Origin of the sequence: Halomonas sp. (assembly GCF_014859505.1) — a bacterium.
In the GTDB taxonomy this organism is placed as follows: Bacteria; Pseudomonadota; Gammaproteobacteria; order Pseudomonadales; family Halomonadaceae; genus Halomonas.
In genome coordinates, this window is sequence record NZ_JACUUD010000017.1 from 1 (window position 1) to 26,574 (window position 26,574).

The window sequence follows — 26,574 nt, forward strand, 5'->3', positions numbered from 1 at the left end:
CTCTGATGGCTACCACAACCCTGGTCCTGCTCCATGGTTTCATGGGTCGCGGCAACGACTGGAACGAGGTCATCAAGCACCTGCCGCCGGCAATCCGCTGCCTCGCCCCCGACCTGCCCGGACACGGCGATGCCCCTCTGGACCCAGCGGATGAACACCTGCCGTTCGACGCCTACTGTGAGCGGGTCTGGGCCGGGCTGACCGAACAATTGCCGGAACACATCGCCCTGGCCGGGTACTCCATGGGCGGGCGCATCGCCGCCTGGCTGGCCGTGAGACATCCCGAAAGGGTCAATGCCCTGATACTGGAAGGTGCCCATCCCGGGCTTGCGTCGAGCGCCGAGCGCCAGGCCCGCCTGGACCATGACGAAGCCTGGGCCCGGCGCCTCGAACAGGGCCCCTGGCCCGATGTCCTGGAGGCGTGGTACCGTCAGCCGGTTTTCGCGTCGCTGGATGACGCCCGTCGCCGGGCCTTCATCGCCGCTCGCGCCTCACAGGATCCACGGCAGCTGGCCCGAGTCCTGCGTGCCGCCAGCCTGGGGCATCAGCCCGCGCTCATCCCCGGGGTGGCGGCGCTGGGTATGCCGTGCCGCTTCATCGCCGGGCGGCGGGATGAAAAATTCTGCGCCCTGGGCGAGCGCTGGTCCCGGGGCTGCCCCGGCCTCGAACTTGTCAAACTGGATGGCCTGGGGCATAACTGCCACGCCGAGGCCCCGAAAACGGTGGCCTACCTCATTCATCGCACCTGCCGCGACACGCAGGCCGTTGCCAAGAGCCGTGACCGTTAATGACTACAGCCACCACCTCCCGGATCATTTCTGCCGCCGACTGGCAGGATCACAGCGGCGCCTTCCAGGATGTGCTCTATCACAAGGCGGAAGGGATCGCCAAGATCACCATCAACCGCCCCCAGGTGCGCAATGCTTTCCGTCCGCTCACCGTCAAGGAGATGCAGCAGGCCCTGGCCGATGCCCGTTTCGACGAGACCATCGGCGTGGTGATTCTCACTGGCCAGGGAGACCTGGCCTTCTGCTCCGGCGGCGACCAGCGGGTACGCGGCGACTCCGGCTACCAGGATGATCAAGGCGTGCATCACCTGAACGTGCTGGATCTGCAGAAAGAGATCCGTTCCTGCCCCAAGCCGGTGATCGCCATGGTGGCCGGTTATGCCATCGGCGGCGGGCATGTGCTGCATCTGATCTGCGATCTGAGCATTGCCGCCGAGAATGCCCGCTTCGGTCAGACCGGTCCCAGGGTAGGCTCCTTCGATGGCGGCTTCGGTGCCAGCTACATGGCCAGCGTGGTGGGCCAGAAGAAGGCCCGCGAGATCTGGTTCCTGTGCCGCCAGTACAACGCCCAGGAGGCCCTGGACATGGGCCTGGTCAACACCGTGGTGCCGCTGGAGCAACTGGAACAGGAGACCGTGGCCTGGTGCCGCCAGATCCTGGAACATTCGCCCATCGCGCTACGCATGCTCAAGTCGGCCTTCAATGCCGGCACCGACGGCCAGGCCGGTATTCAGGAGCTGGCCGGCAATGCCACCATGCTCTTCTACATGACCGGAGAGGGACAGGAAGGGCGCAACGCCTACCTGGAAAAGCGCAAACCCGATTTTGACAAGTTCAAACGCCAGCCCTGATGCCCCTCACGTGGCACAGGACGCCATGATGTCGTGCCAGGTTCCGCTCATCGGACTTACCCTCTGGCGCTATCGGGTTGCCCTGCGCCAACCCCTGTCCCTGGGTCAGTTCACGCTCTTTCATCGAGAGGGCCTGCTTCTGGAATGGCAGGTTGAGGATCAGCGCATCATCTGGTCCGAGGTCAGTCCGCTGCCCGGCTTCAGCACCCATGGCCTCGAGCAATGCAGCCGGCAACTCCAGGATCTCCTCCAGGGGCCTGGCACTCTGGAGCAAAGGCTCGACACGGATCGGCTGGATCGGGCCGAACTCTGCCCCGAGGTACGCTTCGGGCTGGAAAGCGGTCGACTGCAAGGATCGACCCCGCTGGCCCCGGCCCGCGACCTGCCACGCTGCCGGTTGCTGCGCCACGACGCCGACTTGGACACGCTCCCCCGGGACCCCTGCATCAAACTCAAGGTCGGTCGCGCATCAGTGGCGGTGGACGGGCAACGCATCCGGCACTTGACCGGACGCCTGCAAGGCGACCAGCGGTTACGGCTGGATGCCAACCGCAGTTGGACACTCGACCAGGCCCGCAGCCTGAGCGACACGATGGATGCCCGGCGGGTGGAGTTCATCGAGGAGCCCTTGCTGCCCGGCAGCGACTATGCAGGCTGGTTCGCCGCCACTGGCCTGCCCTTCGCCTGGGACGAGACCCTGCGGGAAGCCTCCCCCGAGACCCTGGACAGCCGGCTGGACACCCCCGGACTGGCGGCCCTGGTGATCAAGCCCATGCTCACCGGCCTCGAGCGCAGCCAGGCCTGGGTGTCCGCGGCACGCCGCCGGGGGCTCGTCGTGGTGCTAAGCGCCGCCTACGAGAGCAACCTCACCCTGGACCTCTACGCCCGCCTGGCCGACCACTGGGGGCTGACCGGCCCCCAGGGCCTGGACACCTTCGCCCCCTTTACCCACGCCCTGATCGAACCCATACGCAGCCAGCCCGAACATGCCCGACGGCCAGTGCTGAGGCGTGACGATCTAGATTGTCTGGGACACTGGACATGACCGCAGCACCTAGTGATTTCCTGCCCTGCCTGCTGAGCGAGGCGGCCCGCCGATGGCCCGGGCAAACGGCCCTGATTCGGCCGGGACAAAGCGACCTGAGCTTCGCCCAATGGTCGGATCGGGTCACCGAGCGGGCCCTGTCACTCAGTGAACAGGGCGTGGCACCCAACCAATGGGTCGTTCTCGGCGCGGAGCGCAGCTTGGAGACCCTGGTGGATCTCTTCGCCGTGTTGCGCGCGGGGGCCCGCCTACTGCCGGTGAACCCGGCCATGCCTCCGGCGTCTGTGAAGGCGCTGATGCAGGTTCATGCCATGGCCTGGCGGATCGCCACCCCCGGGGACGCGGTCTTCGCCGGTCCTGGCACCCAAACTGACGCCAACACGCCTGGGCGCCCCTCGGGCCCGGAGCGCACAGGACTTGCACTGCAATTCCCGACGGACGACATCCGCACCGGCGTTCTCACCTCAGGCACCACCGGTCAACCCAAGGTGGCGATGCATAGTTACGCCAACCACGTGCTGAGCGCCAAGGGGGCCAATCGGGCGATCCCCCTGGCCCAGGGGGATCGCTACCTGCTCTCCCTGCCGCTGTTCCACGTGGGCGGGCTCGCCATCCTGTTTCGCTGCCTGCTGGGGGGTGCCTCCCTGGTACTGGGGGAGCGGGCCGAGGACGTAGACCATCTGGCAGCCGCCGGCGTGACCCATCTCTCCCTGGTGGAAACCCAGTTGCAGCGACTGCTGGAGCAGGACTGCGCCCTGCCCCGACTCAAGGCGATCCTGCTGGGCGGCGGTCCGGTGCGCGCCTCCCTGCTGGAGACGGCCCGGTGGCGGGGGCTGCCCTGCTGGATGAGTTATGGCCTCACCGAGATGAGCTCTCAGGTGCTGAGTCAGTCCCCCGAAGGCAGCGTCAAGGTGCTGGACCATCGCACATGCCGGGTGGACGACAACGGCGAGATCCTGGTGCGGGGTGACACCCTGTTCAAGGGCTATCTGCGCAACGGCGAGACGGACCCGGCCACCGACGCCGAGGGGTGGTTCCACACCCGCGACCTGGGCCACTGGAGCGACCACGCCTTCGAGATTACCGGACGACTCGACAACCAGTTCATCAGCGGTGGCGAGAACATCCAGCCCGAGATGGTGGAAAAGACCCTCCATCAGCATCCGCAGGTGGTGCGGGCGATTGTCGTGCCCCGCCCGGACCGGGAATTCGGGCAACGCCCAGTGGCCTTCATTGAGGTGCGGTCAGTCGTGGAAACCGAGGCGCTCAGGAGCTGGTTGCGCGAGCGCCTGCCGCCCTTCATGGTGCCCGTGGCCTTTCAGCCATTGCCCATCCAGACTGGACTCAAGATCAGGCGCCTGGACCTGGCACAGAGGGCCGAGGCCGATGGCGTCGCGGTGCTGTATCCTGACGATCGAACACCCTCTTGAGCGCGCGGCCCATGTGGAAGCGCCCCGTCGACATCGATGCGCTGAATGACGCCAGCCGAGACACCCTGATGCAGTCGCTGGGTATACGCATCACCCAAATCACCGACGACACGGTCTACGGCACCCTGCCCGTGGATAGCAGCACGGCGGGTCAGCGCAGCCAGATCACACTGGCCATGCGGCCGGTGCGGCCGTCGTCGCGGCGGTGGGAGTAGAAGCGCGGCTCGCAGGCGGTGCAGAAGTGGCCGCCGCTGATGTGGGACACGCCCAGGCGCTCGAGGCGCAGGCGCGCCAGGCGATAGAGGTCCGCCATGTAGTGGCCCAGGCGGTAGGGGCTGGGGTCGAAGGCCTCGATGGCCTCGGGGTGCACCCCGACGAAGGCATGATAGACCTCGGGACCCACCTCGAACTGGGCGTTGGAGATCGCCGGCCCCAACCAGGCGAGCTGCTCTTCCGGCGGCACGCCAAGCGCGGCCACCGTGGCTTCCAGCACGCCGCCCGCCAGCCCGCGCCAACCCGCGTGAGCCACCGCCACCCGGGTACCGCGATAGTCGCTGAAGAACACCGGCAGGCAATCGGCGGTGAGCACCACGCAGGCATAGTCGCGGTTGAACGCCACCGCGGCATCGGCCTCGGGCGACGTCGGATCGAAGCGCTGCTGTACCCGCGCGCCATGCACCTGGTTGAGCCACAGCAGCGGCCGTTCTTCATCGACCTGCTTCTGCAGCAGCCGCCGGCACAGGTCCACATGGTCGGCGTTGTCGCCCACGTGGTCCGCCGGATTGAAACAGGCGAAAGCGCCCTGGCTGGGACCCGTCTCGCGGGTGGTGACGAAGGCGCCCACGGAGGTGGGCACCGGCCAATCGGGCAGGATCAGGGAAGGCCGCAGGTCGGGGGCGTCGCTCATCGGCAGGTCCTCGGCGAAGACAGGTCAGCGCATCGTCTCGTGGTCGTGGCGCAGGTAGTCCAGCAGCATCAGAATGTCATCCGGCAGCGGCGAGCGAAAGGTCGCCGGCTCGCCGCTGGCGGGGTGCACGAAGGCCAGCTTGCGGGCGTGCAGCGCCTGGCGGGGAAATTCGCGCAGGATCTCCTTGAGGGGCTCGGCAGCGCCGGGCGGCAGCTTCAGCCGCCCGCCGTAGGTCGCGTCACCCACCAGCGGATAGCGCAGGTGCGCCAGATGCACGCGGATCTGGTGGGTGCGCCCGGTCTCCAGCCGGCAACGCACATGGGTATGGGCGCGGAAGCGCTCCACCACCCGGTAGTGGGTCACCGCCGGCTTGCCGGAGGCCGTCACCGCCTGGCGCTTGCGATCCTTGGGATGGCGACCGATGGGCGCGTCAACCTTGCCACCCGAGGTCATCACCCCCACGCACACCGCGTCATACTCGCGGGAGACGGTGCGCGCCTGCAGCTGCGCCACCAGAGTAGCCTGGGCGGCCAGGGTCTTGGCGACCACCATCAGGCCGGTGGTGTCCTTGTCCAGACGATGTACGATGCCGGCCCGCGGCACGCCGGCAAGCCGGGGAGAGTGGTGCAGCAGCGCATTGAGCAGGGTGCCGTCCGGGTTGCCCGCCGCCGGATGGACCACCAGGCCGGCCGGCTTGTCGATCACCAGTACCTCGTCGTCCTCGAAGACCACGTTCAGCGGGATCTCCTCGGGGGCGAAGCGGGTCTCCTCCTCGATCTCGGTGGCCAGCCGCAGCCACTCCCCCCCGTAGACCTTGTCCTTGGGCCTGGCGGGAGTTCCGTCGAGGGTGAGATCGCCAGCCTTGATCCAGGCCTTGAGGCGTTCGCGGGAGTAGTCGGCGAACAGTTCGGCGGCGGCCTGGTCAAGGCGCAGGCCGGCCATGGCATCGGGAATGCGTTGCTGGGCTTCCAGGGTCTGGGGCATGGTCGATGGGCTGCCAGTCAGCAGGGTGAAGAAAGGGAGGCACCGCCCGGTGACTGCGTTTTGCCGCGCAGTGCTTTATAGTGAGCGAGTCATAGCCGATTCTACCACGGCCCGTCCGCGTTGTTTGCCACGAGGATCACGATGCGCGTTTTCCGACCTACCGCCCGTCTTGCGGCCATGCTGCTCGCCTCCAGCCTGCTGGTGGGCTGCGCCAGCAGCGGTTCCACCGACGAAGAAGAGGACGAGTTCGCCGGCGTTGCCGAGCGCGAACTCTACGAAGAGGCGCGCGACTCCCTGGAGCGGCGCAACTTCACCGCCGCCATCACCCGGCTCGAGGCCCTGGATACCCGTTTTCCCTTCGGCAACCACGCCGAACAGGCGCAGCTGGAGCTGATCTACGCCTACCATGAGAGCGGTGACTGGGAGGCCGCCCGGGCCGCCTCGAGCCGCTTCATCCGCCTGCACCCGAGCCACCCCCAGGCCGACTACGCGCTCTACATGCGCGGCCTGGCCTCCTGGCAGGCGGGGCGTTTCAGCCTCGAGCGTCTGAAGCTGATCGACATCTCCAAGCGCGACCTGGGCGCCTCCCGCGACGCCTACACCGACTTCAGTGAACTGGTGCGCCTTTATCCCAACAGCCAGTATGCCCCGGACGCCCAGCAGCGCATCGTCTACCTGCGCAACCTGATATCCCGCCACGAGCTGCACGTGGCCGACTACTACCTGCGTCGGGGCGCCTACCTGGCCGCCGTGGAGCGTGGCCGCTGGGTGATCGAGAACTATCCCGAGACCGAGGCGTCCCGGGATGCCCTGGCGGTGATGGTCGAGGGTTACCTGGGCCTGGAGATGCGCGACCGCGCCCGGGAAGTGCTCGAGGTGCTGATCGAGAACGCCCCTCGCCACGACCAGCTGCGCGGCCGCACCTTCGAACCCAGGCACGTGCGCGCCCAGTCGCTCTCAGCGTAGTTAGCGCCGAGCAGGATGATGCCGACGTCGTGGCAGGCGTCCACAAGAAACCCCGCCGGGTCTCGACCCGGCGGGGTTTCTGTTTGCGGTCTCGACACCGGCGGCCCATCGCCCACCGGCTTGGCTACACGGCGCTTGCCACCGGGCGCTGCCCGAAGGGCGCTTACTCCCCCGGCTGCCAGCCGTTGACGATGGGGTAGCGGCGGTCGCGGCCAAAACCGCGTCGGGTGACGCGCACACCCACCGGCGCCTGACGGCGCTTGTACTCGCAGCGGTCCACCAGGCGAACAACCTGATAGACCTCCTCACGGTCGAAGCCGGCCTCGATGATCGCCTCGGCGCTCATGTCGCCCTCGATATAGCTCACCAGGATGGCGTCGAGCACGTCGTAGTCGGGCAGCGAGTCGCTGTCCTGCTGGTCGGGCGCCAGCTCCGCCGAGGGCGGGCGCTCGATGACCCGCTCGGGGATCGCCGGTGACTGGGTGTTGCGCCAGCGGGCCAGCCGGTAGACCCAGGTCTTGTAGACGTCCTTGATGGCGTTGTAGCCACCCACCATGTCGCCGTAGAGGGTGGCGTAGCCCACCGCCATCTCGCTCTTGTTGCCGGTGGTCAGCACCATCAGCCCCTTCTTGTTGGAGATCGCCATCAGCAGCACGCCGCGACAGCGCGACTGAAGGTTCTCCTCGGTGGTGTCGCGCTCGGTGCCCTCGAAGGTCTTGGCCAGGGTGCTCATGAAGGCCTCCACCATGGGCTCGATGGGCATCACCTCGTAGGCCACCCCCAGCAGCTCGGCCTGCTGCGCGGCGTCCTCCCTGGAGATGTCGGCGGTGTAGTGGTAGGGCATCATCACCGCGTGTACCCGCTGCGGCCCAAGCGCATCCACCGCGATGGCCAGGGACAGCGCCGAGTCGATGCCGCCGGAGAGGCCCAGCACCACCCCCTCGAAGCCGCTCTTGTTGACGTAGTCACGCAGCCCGGTCACCAACGCGCAGTAGAGGTTCTCCTCGGGCTCCACGTCGGGTTCGGTCTCGCCTGGCTGCGGCACCCACCGGCCCTTCTCCCTGACCAGCTGCACCGGCATCAGGCCCACCTGCCAGTGGGGCGCCTGCACCATCAGCTCACCGGCGGCATCCACGCAGGCGGAACCGCCGTCGAATACCAGCTCGTCCTGACCGCCGATCATGTTGACGTAGACGATGGGCAGCGCCACCTCGGCGGCACGGGCCTCGAGCAGGCGCAGGCGCTCGGCAGGCTTGTCCTGGTGGAAGGGCGAGGCATTGAGGCTGACCAGCAGCTGGGCACCGGCCTCCAGGGCCTGGCGCGCAGGTGCCTCGTCCCACAGGTCCTCGCAGATCATCAGGCCCAGCCTGAGCCCCTTGTGATCGATCACCAGCGGCTGGGTGCCGGCGGCGAAGTAGCGCTGCTCGTCGAACACCTGGTAGTTGGGCAACGCCTGCTTGGCATATTCGCCGAGCCACTCGCCGTTGTAGAGCGCGCCGGCCAGGTTCCAGGTCTGGCCCTCACGGCGTCCCGGGTAGCCGACGATCACCAGCACGTCGCGCACCACCTTCTCGGCCATGCGGGTGCGGGCCACGCGCAGGCGAGTCTCCATGGAGGGGCGCAGCAGAAGGTCCTCCGGCGGATAGCCGGTCAGGAAGAGTTCGGGGAGCACCACGATGTCGGCACCATGCTCGATGCGCGCCTCGCGCACCGACTCGATGGCGCGATCGGTGTTGCCGGGAATATCCCCGACCAGCGGGTCCAGCTGAGCCATCACCAGCGTCAGGTCTTGCATGGGCTTGGAAATCTCTCGAGAATCGACGGATATGCTCATTGTCCCGCAAGGGAAGCCGAGTGGCAAAGCCATCCCGCCCCCACCTGCTAGGTGAATCGACCGGCAACGCCATCCTGCCCCCACAACGCCATCACGCCCCCTACCTGGGAGTCCCGACTGGAATGAATCTATTGATCATCCGCCTGATCATCTTCGCCGTGCTGTTCTTCGCCGGCCTCAAGCTCTACCGCATGTACCGGGAGTGGAAGCTCGACCGCGAGGAATTGCTGGAGAGCGACGACACGCGCCAGGAGGGCGGCCAGATGGTGCGCTGCAGCTGGTGCAAGGTGCATGTCCCCGAGAGCGACGCCCTGCGCGACCAGGGTGAGTGGTTCTGCTCCACCGCCCACCTCGACCGCTACCTTCAGGAGCAGCAGGAGCAGAAACCGGACGAGAAGGAATAGCGCCTCCTACCTAGCCTTCGACAAGCGCCCCTCCAGGGCATAGGGCGCCGGGTCGAGGATCGGCTCGCGGCCCAGCAGCCGATCCACCAGCAGACGCGTCGAGGCCGGCGCCAGCACCAGGCCATTGCGGTAATGGCCGGCGTTGACGTGGAGGTTGTCGATGCCCGGCACCGCGCCGATGAAGGGCACCCCGTCCGGCGAGCCCGGGCGCAGTCCTGCCCAGTGGTGCTCCACCTCGCAGTCGGCCAGGGCCGGAATGATCGCCGTGGCGCTGGCCCACAGCGACTCCCGCGCCTGGGCATCGGTCGTCTTGTCGAAGCCGCACTCCTCCAGAGTGGAGCCGGCCAGCACCCGGCCGTCGGCGCGGGGAATCACATAGCGGCCATCCATCAGCACCACCCGCTGCACCAGTCCCGGCGGCGCCCTGAACAGGATCATCTGCCCCTTCACCGGCCGCACGGGCAGGGCAACCCCTACCGTCTCCAGCAGCCCCGCGGCCCAGGCGCCTCCGCAGACCACCACCTGGCCGCCGGCCAGGTCGCCGCGGGTCGTCTTCACCGCCAGCACCCGCCCCCCGGCCACCTCGAACCCCGTCACCTCGACCTCCTCGCGCAGGGTGACCCGGGGCATCGCCGCCAGCCGCGTCCACAGCGAACGCACCAGCCGCGGGTTGCGGATGCTGCCCAGGGTCGGCATCCACAGCGCCTCCCGGCATCCCGGCGCCGCCTCGGGCTCCCGGGCATAGAGGAAGTCGGCGTCGACGCGCTCGAGCCGCTTGCCCTGCTCTCGGGCCCAGCCCAGGGCGCGCGCCTCATCCTCCACCCTCAGGTAGAGCAGGCCCCGCTGGCGATACTCCGGATCGACACCGGTCTCCTCCCCCAGGCGCTGCGCCAGTTCGGGATAGTACCCCTCCGACCAGCGCGACAGTCGCGAGACCGCCGGGCCGTAGCGCCAGGGATAGAGCGGCGAGACGATGCCGCCCCCCGCCCAGGAGGCCTCCTGGCCGCAGCGGCCACGCTCGACCAGGGTCACCGAGTGGCCCGCATCGGCCAGTTGCAGCGTCGTCATCATGCCGATGACGCCCCCACCCACGACTAGGAATTCGCTCACAGTCATTGTCCGTTTTGTCTGACAGAGGGAACACGGCGCTTGGCTAGGGTGAAGAGACCACCCATGGCTCAGGGGTCCACTCCGGGAGGGCACCATGCGTCTCGTCACGCCTTGCCGTACCATCCGTCACCTGGTCACTTCACGCCGTCGCCAGGCAATGCCTCCCGCGCCGCCCTGGCCGGCACGCCAACAGCAGGGCCTGACGCTGATCGAGCTGATCGTGGCCATCGCCGTGGCGCTTGTGCTGTTTACCACGGCGATTCCCGGCTATCGGCAGTTCACCGCCCGCAACGAGGTGGCTGCCGAGGTGATGCGCATCAAGACGGCCCTGGCGCTGGCCCGCAACACCGCCGTGACGCGACGCCATGTGATCGCCATCTGCCCCGTGGCCAGCCCCGGGGCTACCCACTGCGAGAAGCATGACTGGACGCTGCCCATCGCCATCCTCGACGGCCACGCCACCGCCGGCAACCTCAACGGGGTCAATGTGCTGAGGGTGCTGGAGCCCAGCGGCGGGCCGACCATCACCTTCAACCGTGACTACCCGATCCGCTACCAGTCCACCGGCTGGAGCCGCGGCCACAACGGCACCTTCACCATCTGCGGCCGCCACGGCGATGGCCGGAAGGTGATCGTCAACAACATGGGCAGGGTCCGGGTCGGCAATGACGAGGTCGACGGCCCTGCCCAGTGCTGACGTGGTGCTGCGGCTCAGCTGACCCCCATATAGCGCCCGGGCTTGTGGTTGAGCGCGATGATCAGGTTGAGCGCCACGGCGCCCAGCACCGAGAGCCCTACCCGATCCATGGGCAACAGGGCCAGCGCCACCAGCATGATGACGCCATCGATGCCCAGCTGCACATAGCCGGCACGCCACCCATGGCGGTCCTGCAGGTAGAGCACCAGAATGTTCACCCCGCCTAGGCTCGCCCGGTGGCGAAACAGGATCAGCATGCCGATACCCACCAGACAGCCCCCCATCAGCGAGGCGTAGAGCGGCGCCACCGCCTCGATCAGGATCCAACGGCCGGTCATCTCGGAGAACAGCGACACCAGGCCGATGGCGGCAAAGGTGCGCAGGGTGAAGGACCACCCCATGCGGCGGATGGCCAGCCAGTAGAACGGCAGGTTGATCAGGAAGAACCAGGCGCCGAAGGGCCAGCCGCTGGCGTACTGCAGCAGGAAGGCGATGCCGGCGGTGCTCCCCGTCAGCAGCAGGGCCTGGGTGTAAAGGGTCACGCCCAGGGCCACGAACAGCGTGCCGATCAGCATCGCCATCAGGTCCTCATAGTGGCGATGGGGGTCGGTGGGCCGCTCCTGAAGGTCCATGAAGTGCTCCTTACTGTATGGGTTCGGCGTGCTCGACCATCAGTTGCAGGCTCTCCCGGCCCCGCCAGCGGTTGCGGTTGAGCTTGTAGGCGCAGCGCAGCCGATCACCCACGCCGAAGGCGGGCATCTCGCCGGGGGTCAGCGCCCGGAACCAGATCGCCCGGTGGCTCACCGCGCCCGCCGAGAGCTCCAGCATCAGGTGGATGCCGTCGCCGCCCACCGGGCGCAGCGCCTCCACCACGAAGTCGCCCTGGAACAGCGGCGCCTCGAACTCGCGGCCATATGGGCCCAGCGCCTGAAGCTCGTCCAGGGTCGCCAGGCTCAGCTGCTGCGCCCCCAGCTCGCCGTCGGTGAGGATCTTCGGATAGAGCGCCGCGCCGCCCAACTGCTCGCCCACCGCCTGCAGGAAGGCCGCCTTGAAGACTGCGAGACGCTCCGCGGGCACCCCGACGCCGGCGGCGCCGCGGTGCCCACCGAAGCGCGGCAGCGCCTCCGGGGCCAGCGCATAGGTGCGCTGCAGGGCGTCGCGCAGGTGCAGCCCCTCGATGGAGCGGCCCGAGCCGGTCAGCATGCCCGGCGCCGCGGCCGGGGTCAGCACCAGGGCCGGCCGACCGTAGGCCTGCACCAGCCTGGAGGCGACGATGCCCTGCACGCCGGGGTGGCCGTTCTCCAGAAAGACCACCACGGCAGGCTCGTCGGCGGCCAGGGCCGGCAGCGCCAGCGCCCTCGCCTCCTCGGCCATGTCGGCCTCGATCGCCTTGCGCGACTGGTTATCCTGATCCAGCACATCGAGGTAGCGGCTCGCCACATGATCCTGCTCGGCGAGCATAAAGTGCAGCGCCGCATAGGGGTCGTCGAGCCGCGAGCGGGCGTTGATCCGCGGTCCCATCTGGAAGCCCAGGGTCTCGGCGTCGAAGGGCACGCTGTCGGCCCCCAGGCGCTCGGCCATGGCCCGCCAGCAGGCGGCCTCCATGCGGTTGATCAGCGCCAGGCCGTGGGTCACCACGGCGCGGTTGGCGGGGCTGCCGCCCAGGGAGACGCAGTCCGCCACCGTACCCAGCGCCACATAGGAGAGCCAGGGCGAGAGCTTGGGGGTGGCCTGGGGCAGCACCCCCCACTCGATCAGCACGCCGCGGGCCAGCGACATGACCAGCCAGGCCACCATGCAGCCGGCGATGGTGGGGTCGGGGTAGGCACAGTCATCCCGGGTGGGATTGACACAGGCGTGGGCCGAGGGCGGCGGCCCCTCCACCGGCAGGGCGTGGTGGTCGCTGACCACCACGTCAATGCCCTGGGCGGCCAGGCGCGCGATGCGCGGCTCGTCGCTGCTTCCGCAGTCGGCGGTGATCACCAGGCTCGGACGCGGCGATAGCGCCAGGGTGCGCTCCACCAGCGGCAGGCTGATGCCGTAGCCGTCATGGATGCGGTGGCCGATCAGGCTGTGCAGCTTCGCCTCCGGCACGCCGAAGAGCTCCACCAGGGTGCGCCTTATCACCACGTGGGAGGTAATGCCATCCACGTCATAATCGGTGAGGATGCCGATGTGCTCGCCGTCGATCACCGCCTTGGCAATGCGCTCGGCGGCGCGGCGCCCGTCGGCCAGCTGCTCGGGGTGGGCGAGATGTCGAAGGCTGGGCGACACCAGCGGTGCGATCTCGCCCGTAAAGCCTGCCAGGCGCCCGGCCAGAACCCGCGCCTGCAATTCGGAGAGCCCCTCGCGCTGGGCGCGGGCATAGAGAGCGGCGTCCCGGGGCCGCGGCAGGATCCGCGGCCTCAGGCGCTCACTCAGATCGATGGGATCGATGACGGCGTTCAAGCCTGACTCCTGCAGATAATGCTGGCAGTTGAGAACGCAGAGGCAGCAGCCCGCTCGGGGCTGATCCGGCGACAGGCCTGTTCGGGGGCGCTGTGAATACTTCCCTGTACGCTACTTTTTCCTTCCCTGGAAAAAGACCCCCTCCAGACCTGTCCCCGGCGCCCCTCGCTGCTTGCCGCTTCCGGCTTCAGCGGCGGTTGTCGACCACGAACCGCTGCACCGCGGAGAGCTCCGCCGGCAGCACGGTGTAGCGCTCCTCGCGCTCCAGCAGGTCGTCCATGTGCGGCGGCAGCGGCACACCCGGGAAGCCCGCCTTGACCACCGCCTCGGCGAACTTGGCCGGGTGGGCGGTGGCCAGGGTGATCATCGGCACGCTCGCATCGCCCCGCTCGCGCTCGGCGGCCCGGTAGCCGGTGGCGGTGTGCGGGTCGAGGATCTCCTGGGTACGGTGGTGAGCCTCGCGAATCACCTCGAGGATGGTGGCGTCATCCACGCTGTAGCTGGCGAAGAGCTCTCGCAGCCGGGTCAGGGGCGCATCGGCCAGGGCGGTCGGCTCGGCCTGGAAGCGCTCCAGCAGGGCCGCCACGGCGGCGCCGTCGCGGTCGTAGGCCTCGAACAGCAGCCGTTCGAAGTTGGACGACACCACGATATCCATGGAGGGCGCCAGGGTCGCCTTGAGCTCCTGCTTGGAGAAGTCGTTGGCGGCCAGGGTGCGGTGCAGGATGTCGTTGGCGTTGGTGGCGATCACGAAGCGTTCCACCGGCAGGCCCATGCGGTAGGCCATGTAGCCGGCGAAGACGTTGCCGAAGTTGGCCGAGGGCACGCAGAAGCTCACCTTGCGGTGCGGCGCGCCCAGCGCCACGGCGGAGGCCACGTAGTAGACGATCTGGGCCATGATGCGCGCCCAGTTGATGGAGTTCACCGCCACCAGCCGGGTGCCGTTCAGGAAGGACTGGTCAGCGAAGCTCGCCTTGACCATGGCCTGGGCGTCATCGAAGTTACCCTCGATGGCGACGTTGAAGACGTTGTCGGCCAGCACCGAGGTCATCTGGCGGCGCTGCACCTCCGACACCCGCTGGTAGGGATGGAGGATGAAGATGTCGAGGTTGTCGCAGTGGCGGCAACCTTCGATGGCCGCGGAGCCGGTATCGCCGGAGGTGGCGCCCATGATCACCGCACGCTCGCCGCGCTTATTCAGGAAGTGGTCGAGCAGGCGGCCCAGCAGCTGTAGCGCCACATCCTTGAACGCCAGGGTCGGACCGTGGAACAGCTCGAGCAGGAAGTGGTTGGCGTCGAGCTGGTTGAGCGGGACGACGGCATCGTGGCTGAAGGTGGCGTAGGCCTCCGTCACGAGGCGGCGGAAGGTATCATCATCGATCTCGCCGTTGACGAAGGGCTTCATGACGCGGAAGGCGATCTCGGCATACGACAGGCCGGCCATCTCGGACAGGTCATCGGTCGACAGCTGGGGCACGGTCTCCGGCACGTAGAGGCCGCCGTCGCTGGCCATGCCGGTGAGCACGACCTCCTCGAAGGAGAGCGCGGGCGCCTGCCCGCGGGTGCTGATGTAGCGCATGGGTTATTCCTGCTCGTCCAGGGATTCGACGCGGATCCGCATCACCGGACCGGCGATATCGGCCATGGCCTCGATCTGGCGGATCGCCTCGTTCATCTGCTTCTCGACCGTGCGGTGGGTCATCAGGATGATCGGCACCAGTTCGCCCTCGGTCGCCTCCTTCTGGATCAGCGCCTCGATGGAGATACCCTGCTCGGCCAGGATGGTGGCCACCCGGGCCAGCACGCCGGGACGGTCCACCGCCAGCAGCCGCAGATAGTAGGCGGAGATGATCTCCTCCATGGGCATGATCGGCAGCTGGCTGACGTCCTCGCTGATGCCGCTGAAGGCCAGATAGGGCACCCGGTAGTGGTGGTCGGTGGCGATGTCGCGGGCCACGTCGAGGATATCGGCCACCACCGAGGAAGCGGTGGGCTCGGCGCCGGCGCCGGCGCCGTAGTAGAGGGTCGGCCCTACCGCATCGCCCATGATGGCGATGGCGTTCTTGACGCCGTGCACATTGGCCAGCAGCCGCTCCTTGGGGATCAGCGTCGGGTGTACGCGCAGTTCCAGGCCCTGGTCGGTGCGCTTGGAGATACCCAGGTGCTTGATCACATAACCCAGGTTATCGGCCTGCTCCACATCTTCCGCGGTCACCCGGGAGATGCCCTCGGTGAAGGCCTTCTCGAACTGCAGCGGTACGCCGTAGGCGATGGAGGCGAGGATGGTCAGCTTGTGGGCGGCATCGATGCCCTCCACATCGAAGGTCGGGTCGGCTTCCGCATAGCCCAGCGCCTGTGCCTCGGCCAGCACGTCCTCGAAGGCGCGGCCCTCGTCGCGCATGTGGGTGAGGATATAGTTGCCGGTGCCGTTGATGATGCCGGCCACCCACTCGATGCGGTTGGCACCCAGCCCCTCGCGCAGCGACTTGATGACAGGAATCCCCCCGGCCACCGCGGCCTCGAAGGCCACGATCACGCCCGCCTCATGGGCCGCCGCGAAGATCTCGTTGCCATGCACGGCGATCAGCGCCTTGTTGGCGGTGACCACATGCTTGCCGTTCTGGATGGCGGTAAGAACCAGCTCCCGGGCCACGTCATAGCCGCCGATCAGCTCCACCAGCACGTCGATATCGGGGTTGGTGGCCACCTCGAAGACATCGGCGGTGGTCTGGATGCCGGTGAGGTCGCAGTCGGGGTTGGGCGTGCGATAGGCCACCTGCTCGATGACGATCGGGCGGCCCGCACGCCGGGCAATGTCCTCGGCGTTGCGCGTCAGCACGTTGAAGGTACCGCCACCGACGGTACCCAGCCCACAGATTCCTACTCTCACCGGTTTCAATGTCTCGCTCCTGCTCGCATGATTCTTGAGTGGTCAGGCTTTGTGTTCAGGCCTCCGGGGCGGCCCGGGGGCAGACCCGAGTACCGGCTCCTGGGCCGGCGTCTCTCTGGTATGACTCGTCGGGTCTCAGCCCTCGAGGCCGAGCATGGCGGCCAGTCGCTCCGCCGGCACGTAGCCGGGGACCAGGCGGCCGTCCGGCAGCACGATGGCCGGTGTGCCCTGAACGCCGAGCTCCAGGCCCAGATGATACTGTGCCTCGACCGGATTGTCGCAGTCGGCGGCCCCGGAAAGCGACTCCTGGCGCTTGGCGGTGCTCATCGCCTCGCTGGGGTTAGCGTCGCACCAGATCTGTTGCAGGGTGCGGGCGCCCGGAGCGTTCATGCCGGAGCGCGGGAAGGCCAGGTAGTGCACCTCGATCCCCAACTCGTTGAGCCGCGGCACCTCCTCGTGGAGCTGGCGGCAGTAGGGGCAGGTAGTGTCGGTGAATACCACCACTTCGGCGCGGCTTTCACCGGCGCCGCGGAAGATCACGCGCTCGGCCTCGGGCACCTGGGACAGCCGAGCGGCACGCTCGCCGTTGCGAGCCTGCTCGGTCAGGTTGACCAGCCCCTGGTCGCCGTTCTCGTAGAGGTCGCCGACCAGGAAGTGGCGCCCCTCGGCGTCGCTGTAGAAGCGCTCACCGGTCTCGAGGTGCACCTCGAAGAAGCCCGCCACGGGGGTCTCGCTCACGCTCTGCACAGGCATCGGCTGGCCGTTGACCGCCAGCCGCTCGGCCAGCTGTTCGGCCATGTCCTGGCGGGAGTCGGCCTGGGCCAGCAGCGGAACGGCAAGGGTGGTGGCCAGCAGGCCGCCGAGCAGGGTTCGAAAAGGGATCTTCATCATTCAGCCTCTGGGATGATGGTCGGCATGCAGGCGCTCCAGGCGCGCCTGCGCCACATGGGTATAGATCTGCGTGGTCGAGAGGTCACTGTGACCCAGCAGCAGCTGTACGACACGCAGGTTGGCCCCATGATTCAACAGATGGGTGGCAAAGGCGTGGCGCAGGGTATGCGGCGACAGCGGTCGCTCGATCCCCGCGGTGCGCGCATGAGCCTTGATACGGTACCAGAAGGCCTGGCGGGTCATGCATTGGTCATGCCGCCCCGGGAAGAGTGCCGGCCGGGTGGCATCGCGCATCAGGCCGCCACGCGACCCGCGCAGGTAGCGTGACAGCCACTCTACCGCCTCCTCGCCCAGGGGCACCAGGCGATCCTTGTCGCCCTTGCCGCGCACCCGCACCACCCCCTGACGAAGGTTGACCGCATCGGTGGTCAGGCCGACCAGCTCGGAGACCCGCAGCCCCGCCCCGTAGAGCACCTCAAGCATGGCCCGGTCGCGCAGCCCCAGGTCCGTGGCAACATCCGGCGCGGCGATCAGCCGCTCCACCTCCGCCTCCTCCAGGGTGTTCGGCAGCGCCGGCCGCACCCGCGGCAGGCGCACCTCGGCCAGCGGGTCGCCCTCGATGAGCCCCGACTCCAGCGCCCAGCGGTAGAAACGCCGCAGGCTCGAGAGCAGCCGGGCGTTGCTGGTGAGCCGATAGCCCGCCTCGCGGCGCTCGTCGAGCCAGCCCGGCAGCGCCTCCGGCGCCGGTGCCAGTAGCGCCTCGCCCCGTCCGTCGAGGCGCCCCGCCCAGGCCGAGAGGTCGCGCCGGTAGGCCGACAGGGTGTGCTCGCTGACGCCCTGCTCGAGCCACAGGGCGTCGAGGAAGGCATCGATGCGGGAACCGTTGTCGAGCGAGGTCATGGCAGGTCAGAAACGCACGGCCCAGATGGCACGAGACCCCGCCCCGCGAAGGCGGTGACGGGGTCTCGAAGGGCCGGGCACTGCCCGACCCACCGGCGGTCGAGGCGCAGCCTCAGGCCAGCTTTTCCTTGATGCGGGCGGAACGACCGCTGCGCTCGCGGAGGTAGTACAGCTTGGCCTGGCGCACGTCGCCGCGACGCTTGACGCTGATGGAATCGACCAGCGGGCTGTAGGTCTGGAAGGTACGCTCGACGCCGACGCCGTGGGAGATCTTGCGCACGGTGAAGGCGGAGTTGAGGCCGCGGTTGCGCTTGCCGATGACCACGCCCTCGAAGGCCTGGAGACGCTCGCGGGTGCCTTCCTTGACCTTGACCTGAACGATGACGGTATCGCCGGGGGCGAAGGCCGGAATTTCCTTGCTCATCTGCTCGGTTTCGAGCGCCTGGATCACCTTGTTCTTGCTACTCATGACAACTGACTCCTTGATAACCTGATTCATCAGTCGGCTTGGATGGCCGATGAATCGTGATCCCGGCGCCCGAGCGAGCTCGAGAGCGCGGGAGATGATGGGTGACGCAGGTCCGCGGTGAGGATTGCCCGAAGGCTCGGCCTCTCGCGTCCTGCACCTCCGCCCTGACCTACTCGGTGGACAGGGCGTGTTCCTCGATGAACTCGGCCAGCAACTGGCGCTGCTCCTTGCTCAGCGTCCTGCCCTCCAGCAGGTCGGGGCGGCGAAGCCAGGTGCGACCCAGGGACTGCTTCAACCGCCAGCGCCGGATGGCGCCATGGTCGCCGCTGAGCAGAACCTCCGGCACGCAGTGCCCGTCGATCTCCTCGGGGCGCGTGTAGTGCGGGCAGTCCAGCAGCCCGTCGTTGAACGAGTCCTCGACCGCGGAATCCTGATGACCCAGCACCCCGGGCACCAGCCTTGCCGCGGCGTCGATCAGCACCATGGCCGGCAGCTCACCGCCGCTCAGCACGTAGTCCCCGATCGACCACTCCTCATCGATGTCCGCTTCCACCACGCGCTCATCGATGCCTTCGTATCGCCCGGCCACCACCACCAGGGGGGGACCGGACGCCAGCTCCTGCACGCCAGCCTGGTCGAGTCGCCGCCCCTGGGGCGACAGGTAGACCACCCTCGGGCGCTGCCCGGTGGCCTGCTCGGCCCGCTCACGTGCGGCATGGATGGCCGCACGCAGGGTCTCGACCTTCATCAGCATCCCGGGGCCGCCGCCGTAGGGGCGATCATCCACGGTACGATGCCGGTCGATCGCGTAATCGCGCGGGTTCCAGAACTCCAGCGCGATGCGTTTCTTCTCCACCGCCCGCCCGGTGACGCCGTGGCGGGTGATCGCCTCGAACATCTCCGGGAACAGCGAGACGACGCCGATCCACATGGCCACTGGCTCTTGGGAGCCCTCGACCATCAGAAGTCGGGGTCCCAGTCGACGGTCATCACGCCAGCGTCGAGGTCCACCTCGAGGATCACCTCCTCGGGCAGGTAGGGCAGCAGCCGCTCTCCGCCGTCGACGGCATCCGGGGCCAGGGCACCCTTCACGACCATGACGTCGTTGGCGCCGGTCTCGAAGAGATGGTCGATGCGACCCAGCACGACGCCCTCGCGGGTCACGACCCGCAGGCCCTCGAGCTGGTGCCAGTAGAGTTCATCGGCGTCGAGCTCGGGCAGCTCGGCCTTGGGCAGCAGGATCTCCGCCCCGGCCAGCGCCTCGGCGCCCTCGCGGGTATCACACCCCTCGAGCAGCGCGACCAGGCCCTTGCCGTGACGACGCCCCTGTACCAGGCGCCGACGCTCCAGGCTCTCGCCTGACCTCAACACCCACAGGGGGTAGTCGAGAACGCCCTCCATGGGGCTGGTGTACGAATACACCTTGAGCCAGCCCTTGACACCGAAGGGGCTGGTCAACTTGCCCAGCACCACGTGATCGTCAGCGGGCTGCACGGTAGCGTGTTCGCTCATCGACGACCTCGGCTTTCCTTCGAGCAGGCGGCAAGTCAGGCTCAGGCCTGCTTGCGGGCTTCCTTGACCAGTTCGGCGACACGATCAGAGAGCATGGCGCCCTGGCTCTGCCAGTGGGCAATGCGCTCGAGATCGACGCGCAGGCGCTCTTCCTGACCGCGCGCGATCGGGTTGAAGAAGCCCAGGCGCTCGATGAAGCGGCCGTCGCGGGAATTGCGGGAATCGGTAACGGTCAGGTGGTAGAAAGGACGCTTCTTGGCGCCACCACGAGCCAGACGAATGGTAACCATGGCCTGTTCAGTCCTTCGGTTGTGTTGGATTCGGTCACGACAAGGGCCGCGACGTTCGCGGTCCTGCCAGTGAAGAGGCAGCATTCTACGGAATACAGCCCCGCTTGGGAACCTTTTTCGGGCCTACCGCCTGGGTAACCCGCCGGGGCCACCCATCCCCCCCATGCCGCCGGGGCCACCCGGACCGCCGCCGCCCATCATCCCGGACATGCCGCGCATCATCTTCTGCATGCCACCCTTCTGGCCAGCTTTCTTCATCATCTTCTGCATCTGCTTGTGCTGCTTGAGCAGGCGGTTGAGGTCGGGCACCTGGAGGCCGGCACCGGAGGCGATGCGCCGCTTGCGTGAACCGTTGATGATCTCCGGACGCTGGCGCTCCTGGGGGGTCATGGAGTTGATCAGCGCCTCGAGCTTGCCCAGCTCCTTCTCGGGGCCGGGGCCCTGGGCCATCTCGGCCATCTGGCCCATGCCGGGCAGCTTGCCGAGCAGGCCGCCCATGCCACCCATCTTCTTGAGCTGCTGGAGCTGGTCGCGGAAGTCCTCGAGGTCGAAGCCCTGCCCCTTCTTGACCTTCCGGGCCAGCTGCTCCGCCTTCTTCTTGTCGACGGTGCGCTCGGCCTCCTCGATCAGCGACAGCATGTCGCCCATGCCGAGGATCCGCGAGGCGATGCGGTCCGGGTGGAAGGGCTCCAGGGCGTCGACCTTCTCGCCCATGCCCATGAACTTGATCGGCTTGCCGGTGACGTGGCGCACCGACAGCGCCGCGCCGCCACGGGCGTCGCCGTCGGCCTTGGTGAGGATCACGCCGGTCAGCGGCAGCGCCTCATGGAAGGCCTTGGCGGTGTTCGCCGCGTCCTGGCCGGTCATGGCGTCGACGACGAACAGGGTCTCCTGGGGAGAGACAGCCCGATGCAGCGCCTGGATCTCGGCCATCATCGCCTCGTCGATGGCCAGGCGACCGGCGGTATCCACGATCAGCACATCGTGAAACTGGATCCTGGCGTGCTTCATCGCCGCTTCGGCGATGTCGACGGGCTTCTGGTCGGAGCGCGACGGGAAGAAATCGACCCCGACCTCCTTGGCCAGGGTCTCGAGCTGGTCGATGGCCGCCGGACGGTAGACGTCGGCGGAGACCACCAGCACCTTCTTCTTCTCGCGGTGCTTGAGGTAGCGAGCCAGCTTGGCCACGGAGGTGGTCTTGCCCGCGCCCTGCAGGCCGGCCATCAGCACCACCGCAGGCGAGCCCTTGAGGGTCAGCCCCTCGTTGGCCTCGCCCATGGTCGCCTCGAGCTCCTGCTGGACGATCTTGACGAACTGCTGTCCCGGCGAGAGGCTCTTGGAGACCTCCTGGCCCACCGCACGTTCGCGTACCCGCTCGATGAAGTCCTTGACCACCGGCAGCGCGACATCGGCCTCGAGCAGCGCCCGGCGCACCTCGCGCAGGGTCTCCTTGATGTTCTCTTCGGTCAGGCGCGCCTGACCCTTGATCGACTTGAGTGTCTGCGAAAGACGCTCGCTGAGATTCTGAAACATTGGCCTCTCCAGAGACGACGGCCCGAAAGTGGCGATGATTATACGCGCAGTCGCCACCAGTCTCCATGCGCCGAGCCTCCCGGCGCCCGGCCGCGACGGCAGGGTGACGCATCCGCCGCGCTGTGCGCTGCCCGGGGGATTGGGTATAGTAGCCCCACGCCATGAACACCCACGTCATTCATTCCACCGGCGCACGGAACGCAATCGATGCAGGCGCTCTTACTGGCCACCCTGGCCCTTGTTCTCTATCTTGCCGCCGCCTCCTGGCAGGGCCTGGTGCTGCTGCACAGGGCCTCACCACAGCCGCTGCTGGTGCGCGGCATGGCCCTGCTGGGGCTGCTCTGCCACCTGCCGCTGGCCATCGGCCTGTTCGGTCACGGCGAGCAGGTGCTGCCCGGCCTCTCCACCAGCGTGATCGTGATAAGTGCCGGCGTGGTCGCGATGCTGCTGCTGGTCAGCCTGTTCAAGCCGATCCTCAACGCCGCGGTGGGCATCCTGCCGCTGGCTGGCCTTTCGCTGGTGCTGGCGGCGGGACTCCCTAGCCCCGAGCGCGTCGAGGGGCTGACGCCGGGCATCGCCCTGCATGCCCTGAGCTCGCTGCTGGCCTTTGCCGTGCTGGCCATTGCCGCGGTTCAGGCGGCGCTGCTGGGCCTGCAGAACCGCGCCCTGCGGCAGCACCATATCCGCGGGCTGGTCCAGGCGCTGCCGCCGCTGACCACCATGGAGCGAGTCCTCTTCGAGCTGATCTGGGCCGGCATGGGGCTGCTCACCCTGTCGATCCTCAGCGGCTTCCTGTTCCTCGACAGCATGTTCGCCCAGCACCTGGCCCACAAGACCATCCTCTCCCTGGCGGCCTGGGTGATCTTCTCGGTGCTGCTGTTCAGCCACCACCGGCTGGGCTGGCGCGGCATGCGGGCGGTGCGCTGGACCCTGGGGGGCTACGGCGTGCTGTTGGTCGCCTACTTCGGCAGCAAGTTCGTGCTGGAAGTCCTGCTGGGCCGTGGCTGAGGCCGCGCAGGGCGCCTTGACAGCGCGCGCGCCCCTCCCGTCCAATCGAGCCTGACACGCAACGAGGACCCTTCGACTTGAGCGACGACTTCCCGCTGGGATTGCTGTTCGGCCTGCTGTTCCTGCTCATCTGTCTCTCCGCCTTCTTCTCCAGCTCCGAGACCGGCATGATGTCGATCAACCGCTACCGGTTGAGCCATCAGGCCAACAGTGGCGACTCTCGGGCCCAGCGCGTGGTGCGGCTGCTCGCCAGGCCCGATCGCCTGATCGGCGTGATCCTGATCGGCAACAACTTCGTCAACAACCTGGCGGCCTCCATCGCCACCATCATCGCCATCCACTTCTTCGGCGAGGTCACCGGCCCCGCCGTGGCCACGGCGCTGCTGACCATCACCGTACTGATCTTCGCCGAGGTCACCCCCAAGACCTACGCCGCGGTCAAGCCCGAGCGCATCGCCTTCCCGGCCTCCCGGGTGCTGGAACCGCTGCTCAAGCTGCTCTATCCGCTGGTCTGGCTGGTCAATGCCATCTCCAACGGCCTGCTGCGCGTGATGGGGGTGAAGAACATCGACGGCGGGGCCGACCACCTGACCCGCGACGAGCTGCGCACCGTGGTGCACGAGGCTGGCACCCTGATTCCCCAGCGCCACCAGGCCATGCTGCTCTCGATCCTCGATCTGGAGAACGTCACCGTGAACGACATCATGGTGCCGCGCCACGAGGTGATGGGCATCGACCTGGATGACGACCTGGAAGAGATCCTGACCCAGATTCGCACCAGCCAGCACACCCGGCTGCCGATCTACAAGGGCGATATCAACAACATCATCGGCATGCTGCATCTGCGCAACGCGGCGCGCTTCCTGTCCCGCGGCGAGGTGACCAAGGCAGCCATCGTCCAGGAGGCCCGAGAGCCCTACTTCATTCCCGAGTCCACGCAGCTCCATACTCAACTGCTCAACTTCCAGAAGCAGAAACGTCGCATCGGCATCGTGGTCGACGAATATGGTGACGTTGAGGGACTGGTGACCCTGGAGGACATCCTCGAGGAGATCGTCGGCGAGTTCACCACCGACGTGGCGGGCATGGAGCAGGACATCCACCGCCAGGAGGACGGCAGCCAGCTCATCGAGGGCACCGCCAACATTCGCGATATCAACAAGACCCTCGGCTGGCAGTTGCCCACCGACGGCCCCAAGACCCTCAACGGCCTGATCCTCGAGCACCTGGAGGCCTTTCCCGACGGCCCCACCTGCTTGCAGGTGGGCAACGTGCGCATGGAGATCCTCGAGGTGCGCGACAACCTGGTCACCGCCGCACGCTGCTGGCAGGCCCCGCGCCGCCGCTGAGGGCGGGCCGGAATCAGGGGCGTTCCAGGGCCTCCACCACCCCCGGCTCGGCCCAGCAGTCGGCCTCGGCCTTGAGCTCCCTCACCCGTCGCTCCAGCAGCGCTCGGGTGGCCCGCTCAGAGGGGTGTTGCTCGCCGAAGTGCAGCGCCACCCGGGCGCGGAAGCGCCGCGGTCGACCACTCAGGGCCGGGCCATTGGCGTGAGAGGTCCAGGAGCCCCACAGCCCCGAGAGCCCTGCCGGAACCACCGGCACCGGGTCCCGCGCCAGGATCAGCTCCAGACCACGCCGGAAGGTATGGATCTCGCCATCCGGCGTCAGGCGCCCCTCTGGGAAGAGCATCACCACCTCACCCTCGCGCAGGGCGCAGCTCACCTCATGAAGGGCGCGGCGCACATTGCCCGGGTCGTGGCGCTCCGACTCAACGGGAATCGCCCCCACCAGTCGGAACAGCCAGTTGAGCCAGGGCGAGTCGTAGATCGGCTTGTCCATCAGGAAGCGCAGCGGGCGCCGGCTGGCGCCGCCGATGACCAGGGCATCCATGAAGCTGACATGGTTGCAGACCACCAGGGCCGCCCCCCGGGAGGGGATATGGTCGGCGCCATGCAGGCGCAACCGGTAGACGAGACGCACCGTCAGGTACACCAGACAGCGCACAAAGGGACGCGGGCGGTGCGCCACCCGCCAGACCAGTGCCAGACACAGACCGGCGAGCACTCCCCAGGCCACCACTCCCCACCCCGATACGATCACGTCTTGGCGGGCCTCGTCCTGAGGCCCGCCAGGATGGTGCGGAGCAGCTGGTCGAGCAGTTCCCCCACCTCCAACTGCTGGCCCTGCCAGTAGCCCAGGCGCTCGTTGAGCCCGAGCAGCACCAGGCCGTGGACGCTGCCCCACAGGGTGCGCGCCAGGCGGCGCGCCTCCAGGTCATCCAGCGCCGGCTGATACTCCTTCAGGGTCGCCTCCACGCGCAGAAAGAGTCCCTCGATCATGTCGCTCTGGCGCTGGTCCAGCTCGCCCTCCTGGGCCAGAGGGTAGTCGAACAGCAGCTGCCAGCGGTAGGCATCGCGCTGGGCAAACTGCCAGTAGGCACGCGCCAGGGCGGTGAGCCGCTGCTCCGGAGTGGCTTCGCTGGTCAGCGGCTCGATCACCTCGCGCAGGTGCGCCAGGGTCTCGATGTTGACGTGCTGCAACAGGTTATTGAAGCTGCCGTAGAGCTTGAGCAGGGTGCTGGGCGCGCAACCCACCTCCCGAGCCAGGGCGCGCAGGGAGAGGGTGTGCACCGGATTCTCCTGCAGCCAGGCATCGCAAGCCGCCATGACCTGCGCATGGAGCGCCTCGGGGGCATGCTGTCTGGGACGGGCCATGGTTTCCTCGCGAGCCTCGAACGGGCAGTTGCATGACAGGACCGACGCGAAGTCGCACCGGCCCGGTGATCAAGGATAGCGCATTTCGAACACTGTTTTCGATACCCGCGCGCTCCTCTCCCGCTTTCCCTTGCTCTCCTTCCCGCACACAGGACACCCCGCCCTTTCCTCCACCCCTCCGCTTGGTTACCCTGAACGGCCCATCCCCTGCGGAGCGCCCATGGCCGGACGACTGCATATCGCCCCCCTCGACCTCGCGCGCCTGCTGCCGGAACTGACCGTCGACGCTCCACTCGTGACCAGTCCCAACCTGGCCCCGCGCCGCATGCTCTCGGCCATTCGCCTGGAGGCCGGCAGACCGCGTCTGGGCCGGCTGTTCTGGGGGCTTACCCCACCCTGGCTGGAGGTGCTCGACCACGCCCCCCACTGCGCCCGGGCCGAATCGCTGGAATCGCGCCCCATGTTCCGCGAGGCCTTCCAGGCGAGGCGCTGCCTGGTGCCGGCCAGCGGGATCTACGTCTGGAAGACCCAGCCGCGCTTCAAGCAGCCCTTCCTGATCACCCGCGTCGACCGCGGCCCGCTGCTGCTGGCAGGGTTGTGGTGCCGCTTCCATACCAGCCTGGCGGAGCATACCGACTCCCTGGCGCTGATCACGGTACCGACCAATGGGCTCCTGGCGCCGCTCAGCGACCGCCTGCCGGCGGTGATCGACCCCGCCCGGGCGCGACGCTGGCTCGACCCCGAGACGCCCCTGGAGGAGGCCCGCGCCCTGCTCGCCCCCGCCCCGCGGGAACTGTTGGGCGCTTTCCCGGTATCAAGACGTGTGAACAACCCCGCGAATCAGGACGCCGCCTGCGCCCACCCGGTCGGACCGATGCTGCGCCAGCCCGACTGATGCCCAGATCC

The 26,574-nt window shown here is 67.9% G+C and carries 27 protein-coding genes; 10 read left to right on the forward strand and 17 right to left on the reverse strand.

Annotated features, from left to right (window positions below; all coding sequences use genetic code 11):
* From menH to menE, 4 genes are all read left to right on the forward strand, one after another.
* Nucleotides 1–788 (forward strand): 2-succinyl-6-hydroxy-2,4-cyclohexadiene-1-carboxylate synthase (gene menH, locus IBX53_RS04215; protein ID WP_290905805.1); only part of this gene is annotated, 788 nt, incomplete at its 5' end.
* Nucleotides 788–1,639 carry a 1,4-dihydroxy-2-naphthoyl-CoA synthase gene (gene menB / locus IBX53_RS04220; protein WP_290905808.1) on the forward strand — a complete coding sequence of 284 codons (852 nt, stop codon included), beginning with the start codon at nt 788–790 and terminating at the stop codon, nt 1,637–1,639. The genes menH and menB, both read left to right, overlap by 1 nt.
* A 28-nt stretch (nt 1,640–1,667) precedes the next feature.
* Complete coding sequence (menC, locus tag IBX53_RS04225) at nt 1,668–2,684, forward strand: o-succinylbenzoate synthase (RefSeq protein WP_290905811.1); 1,017 nt, start codon at nt 1,668–1,670, stop codon at nt 2,682–2,684.
* The gene (gene menE, locus IBX53_RS04230) at nt 2,681–4,114 is read left to right on the forward strand and encodes an o-succinylbenzoate--CoA ligase (RefSeq protein WP_290905814.1); all 1,434 of its coding nucleotides are present in this window, start codon (nt 2,681–2,683) and stop codon (nt 4,112–4,114) included. Before menC ends, menE begins: the two co-directional genes overlap by 4 nt.
* A 151-nt stretch (nt 4,115–4,265) precedes the next feature.
* On the opposite strand, the gene pgeF is transcribed toward menE, so the two are convergent.
* Both pgeF and rluD read right to left on the reverse strand, forming a co-directional pair.
* A complete protein-coding gene (gene pgeF / locus IBX53_RS04235; protein WP_290905817.1) occupies nt 4,266–5,021 on the reverse strand; it encodes a peptidoglycan editing factor PgeF in 756 nt (251 codons plus the stop codon).
* Nucleotides 5,022–5,045: 24 nt separating this feature from the next.
* Nucleotides 5,046–6,005, reverse strand: coding sequence for a 23S rRNA pseudouridine(1911/1915/1917) synthase RluD (gene rluD / locus IBX53_RS04240; protein WP_290905820.1), 960 nt, complete (start codon nt 6,003–6,005; stop codon nt 5,046–5,048).
* A 141-nt stretch (nt 6,006–6,146) separates the two neighbouring features.
* Between rluD and IBX53_RS04245 the strand changes: the two genes are divergently transcribed.
* A complete protein-coding gene (locus IBX53_RS04245) occupies nt 6,147–6,971 on the forward strand; it encodes an outer membrane protein assembly factor BamD (RefSeq protein WP_290905823.1) in 825 nt (274 codons plus the stop codon).
* A 163-nt stretch (nt 6,972–7,134) separates the two neighbouring features.
* On the opposite strand, the gene IBX53_RS04250 is transcribed toward IBX53_RS04245, so the two are convergent.
* On the reverse strand, nt 7,135–8,766 hold the full coding sequence (locus IBX53_RS04250; RefSeq protein WP_290905826.1) for an NAD+ synthase: 1,632 nt from the start codon (nt 8,764–8,766) through the stop codon (nt 7,135–7,137).
* Nucleotides 8,767–8,927: 161 nt separating this feature from the next.
* Here IBX53_RS04250 and IBX53_RS04255 point away from each other — a divergent pair, with 161 nt between their 5' ends.
* Complete coding sequence (locus IBX53_RS04255) at nt 8,928–9,209, forward strand: PP0621 family protein (RefSeq protein WP_290905829.1); 282 nt, start codon at nt 8,928–8,930, stop codon at nt 9,207–9,209.
* 6 nt (nt 9,210–9,215) lie between these two features.
* Here IBX53_RS04255 and thiO read toward each other — a convergent pair whose 3' ends face one another.
* A complete protein-coding gene (thiO, locus tag IBX53_RS04260) occupies nt 9,216–10,319 on the reverse strand; it encodes a glycine oxidase ThiO (protein ID WP_290905832.1) in 1,104 nt (367 codons plus the stop codon).
* Nucleotides 10,320–10,413: 94 nt separating this feature from the next.
* Here thiO and IBX53_RS04265 point away from each other — a divergent pair, with 94 nt between their 5' ends.
* Nucleotides 10,414–11,016, forward strand: coding sequence for a GspH/FimT family pseudopilin (locus IBX53_RS04265; RefSeq protein ID WP_290905835.1), 603 nt, complete (start codon nt 10,414–10,416; stop codon nt 11,014–11,016).
* Between the two features lie 14 nt (nt 11,017–11,030).
* Here IBX53_RS04265 and IBX53_RS04270 read toward each other — a convergent pair whose 3' ends face one another.
* The 11 genes from IBX53_RS04270 to ffh all read right to left on the reverse strand — a co-directional run bounded on the left by IBX53_RS04270 (nt 11,031) and on the right by ffh (nt 21,946).
* Nucleotides 11,031–11,648 (reverse strand): YitT family protein, encoded by a 618-nt coding sequence (locus tag IBX53_RS04270; protein WP_290905838.1) that lies wholly within the window; start codon nt 11,646–11,648, stop codon nt 11,031–11,033.
* A 10-nt stretch (nt 11,649–11,658) separates the two neighbouring features.
* Nucleotides 11,659–13,464 (reverse strand): DHHA1 domain-containing protein, encoded by a 1,806-nt coding sequence (locus IBX53_RS04275; RefSeq protein ID WP_290905841.1) that lies wholly within the window; start codon nt 13,462–13,464, stop codon nt 11,659–11,661.
* Nucleotides 13,465–13,651: 187 nt separating this feature from the next.
* Nucleotides 13,652–15,040, reverse strand: a complete 1,389-nt coding sequence (gene thrC, locus IBX53_RS04280) for a threonine synthase (RefSeq protein ID WP_290905844.1) — start codon at nt 15,038–15,040, stop codon at nt 13,652–13,654.
* 3 nt (nt 15,041–15,043) lie between these two features.
* Entirely contained in the window at nt 15,044–16,360 is a 1,317-nt protein-coding gene (locus tag IBX53_RS04285) for a homoserine dehydrogenase (RefSeq protein ID WP_290905847.1), read from the reverse strand.
* Between the two features lie 126 nt (nt 16,361–16,486).
* Complete coding sequence (locus IBX53_RS04290; protein WP_290905850.1) at nt 16,487–17,242, reverse strand: DsbC family protein; 756 nt, start codon at nt 17,240–17,242, stop codon at nt 16,487–16,489.
* Nucleotides 17,243–18,142 (reverse strand): site-specific tyrosine recombinase XerD, encoded by a 900-nt coding sequence (xerD, locus tag IBX53_RS04295; protein WP_290905853.1) that lies wholly within the window; start codon nt 18,140–18,142, stop codon nt 17,243–17,245.
* A gap of 112 nt (nt 18,143–18,254) precedes the next feature.
* Nucleotides 18,255–18,611, reverse strand: coding sequence for a 50S ribosomal protein L19 (gene rplS, locus IBX53_RS04300; RefSeq protein ID WP_290905855.1), 357 nt, complete (start codon nt 18,609–18,611; stop codon nt 18,255–18,257).
* Between the two features lie 169 nt (nt 18,612–18,780).
* Complete coding sequence (trmD, locus tag IBX53_RS04305; protein ID WP_290905858.1) at nt 18,781–19,542, reverse strand: tRNA (guanosine(37)-N1)-methyltransferase TrmD; 762 nt, start codon at nt 19,540–19,542, stop codon at nt 18,781–18,783.
* A gap of 29 nt (nt 19,543–19,571) precedes the next feature.
* Nucleotides 19,572–20,123 (reverse strand): ribosome maturation factor RimM, encoded by a 552-nt coding sequence (gene rimM / locus IBX53_RS04310; RefSeq protein ID WP_290905861.1) that lies wholly within the window; start codon nt 20,121–20,123, stop codon nt 19,572–19,574.
* 41 nt (nt 20,124–20,164) lie between these two features.
* Nucleotides 20,165–20,413: a 30S ribosomal protein S16 gene (gene rpsP, locus IBX53_RS04315; protein WP_290905865.1), complete on the reverse strand. Its 249-nt coding sequence runs from the start codon at nt 20,411–20,413 to the stop codon at nt 20,165–20,167.
* 123 nt (nt 20,414–20,536) lie between these two features.
* A complete protein-coding gene (gene ffh, locus IBX53_RS04320) occupies nt 20,537–21,946 on the reverse strand; it encodes a signal recognition particle protein (protein WP_290905869.1) in 1,410 nt (469 codons plus the stop codon).
* A 207-nt stretch (nt 21,947–22,153) separates the two neighbouring features.
* Here ffh and IBX53_RS04325 point away from each other — a divergent pair, with 207 nt between their 5' ends.
* Both IBX53_RS04325 and IBX53_RS04330 read left to right on the forward strand, forming a co-directional pair.
* The gene (locus tag IBX53_RS04325) at nt 22,154–22,954 is read left to right on the forward strand and encodes an inner membrane protein YpjD (protein WP_290905872.1); all 801 of its coding nucleotides are present in this window, start codon (nt 22,154–22,156) and stop codon (nt 22,952–22,954) included.
* Nucleotides 22,955–23,031: 77 nt separating this feature from the next.
* Complete coding sequence (locus IBX53_RS04330; RefSeq protein ID WP_290905875.1) at nt 23,032–24,303, forward strand: HlyC/CorC family transporter; 1,272 nt, start codon at nt 23,032–23,034, stop codon at nt 24,301–24,303.
* Between the two features lie 13 nt (nt 24,304–24,316).
* On the opposite strand, the gene IBX53_RS04335 is transcribed toward IBX53_RS04330, so the two are convergent.
* Nucleotides 24,317–24,982: a 1-acyl-sn-glycerol-3-phosphate acyltransferase gene (locus tag IBX53_RS04335; RefSeq protein ID WP_290905917.1), complete on the reverse strand. Its 666-nt coding sequence runs from the start codon at nt 24,980–24,982 to the stop codon at nt 24,317–24,319.
* Between the two features lie 68 nt (nt 24,983–25,050).
* Nucleotides 25,051–25,668, reverse strand: a complete 618-nt coding sequence (locus IBX53_RS04340; RefSeq protein WP_290905878.1) for a TetR-like C-terminal domain-containing protein — start codon at nt 25,666–25,668, stop codon at nt 25,051–25,053.
* A 220-nt stretch (nt 25,669–25,888) separates the two neighbouring features.
* Between IBX53_RS04340 and IBX53_RS04345 the strand changes: the two genes are divergently transcribed.
* Nucleotides 25,889–26,563, forward strand: coding sequence for an SOS response-associated peptidase (locus tag IBX53_RS04345; RefSeq protein WP_290905881.1), 675 nt, complete (start codon nt 25,889–25,891; stop codon nt 26,561–26,563).
* Nucleotides 26,564–26,574: the final 11 nt, after the last annotated feature.

Coding starts and splice junctions, on each gene's coding strand:
- IBX53_RS04340 (WP_290905878.1), bottom strand. CDS start 25,668: ATGGCCCGTCCCAGACAGCATGCCCCCGAGGCGCTCCATGCGCAGGTC.
- IBX53_RS04270 (WP_290905838.1), bottom strand. CDS start 11,648: ATGGACCTTCAGGAGCGGCCCACCGACCCCCATCGCCACTATGAGGAC.
- IBX53_RS04265 (WP_290905835.1), top strand. CDS start 10,414: ATGCGTCTCGTCACGCCTTGCCGTACCATCCGTCACCTGGTCACTTCA.
- IBX53_RS04290 (WP_290905850.1), bottom strand. CDS start 17,242: ATGATGAAGATCCCTTTTCGAACCCTGCTCGGCGGCCTGCTGGCCACC.
- menB (WP_290905808.1), top strand. CDS start 788: ATGACTACAGCCACCACCTCCCGGATCATTTCTGCCGCCGACTGGCAG.
- menC (WP_290905811.1), top strand. CDS start 1,668: ATGTCGTGCCAGGTTCCGCTCATCGGACTTACCCTCTGGCGCTATCGG.
- rimM (WP_290905861.1), bottom strand. CDS start 20,123: ATGAGCGAACACGCTACCGTGCAGCCCGCTGACGATCACGTGGTGCTG.
- IBX53_RS04345 (WP_290905881.1), top strand. CDS start 25,889: ATGGCCGGACGACTGCATATCGCCCCCCTCGACCTCGCGCGCCTGCTG.
- IBX53_RS04325 (WP_290905872.1), top strand. CDS start 22,154: ATGCAGGCGCTCTTACTGGCCACCCTGGCCCTTGTTCTCTATCTTGCC.
- rpsP (WP_290905865.1), bottom strand. CDS start 20,413: ATGGTTACCATTCGTCTGGCTCGTGGTGGCGCCAAGAAGCGTCCTTTC.
- rluD (WP_290905820.1), bottom strand. CDS start 6,005: ATGCCCCAGACCCTGGAAGCCCAGCAACGCATTCCCGATGCCATGGCC.
- IBX53_RS04250 (WP_290905826.1), bottom strand. CDS start 8,766: ATGCAAGACCTGACGCTGGTGATGGCTCAGCTGGACCCGCTGGTCGGG.
- trmD (WP_290905858.1), bottom strand. CDS start 19,542: ATGTGGATCGGCGTCGTCTCGCTGTTCCCGGAGATGTTCGAGGCGATC.
- xerD (WP_290905853.1), bottom strand. CDS start 18,142: ATGACCTCGCTCGACAACGGTTCCCGCATCGATGCCTTCCTCGACGCC.
- IBX53_RS04245 (WP_290905823.1), top strand. CDS start 6,147: ATGCGCGTTTTCCGACCTACCGCCCGTCTTGCGGCCATGCTGCTCGCC.
- ffh (WP_290905869.1), bottom strand. CDS start 21,946: ATGTTTCAGAATCTCAGCGAGCGTCTTTCGCAGACACTCAAGTCGATC.
- pgeF (WP_290905817.1), bottom strand. CDS start 5,021: ATGAGCGACGCCCCCGACCTGCGGCCTTCCCTGATCCTGCCCGATTGG.
- thrC (WP_290905844.1), bottom strand. CDS start 15,040: ATGCGCTACATCAGCACCCGCGGGCAGGCGCCCGCGCTCTCCTTCGAG.
- rplS (WP_290905855.1), bottom strand. CDS start 18,611: ATGAGTAGCAAGAACAAGGTGATCCAGGCGCTCGAAACCGAGCAGATG.
- menE (WP_290905814.1), top strand. CDS start 2,681: ATGACCGCAGCACCTAGTGATTTCCTGCCCTGCCTGCTGAGCGAGGCG.
- IBX53_RS04255 (WP_290905829.1), top strand. CDS start 8,928: ATGAATCTATTGATCATCCGCCTGATCATCTTCGCCGTGCTGTTCTTC.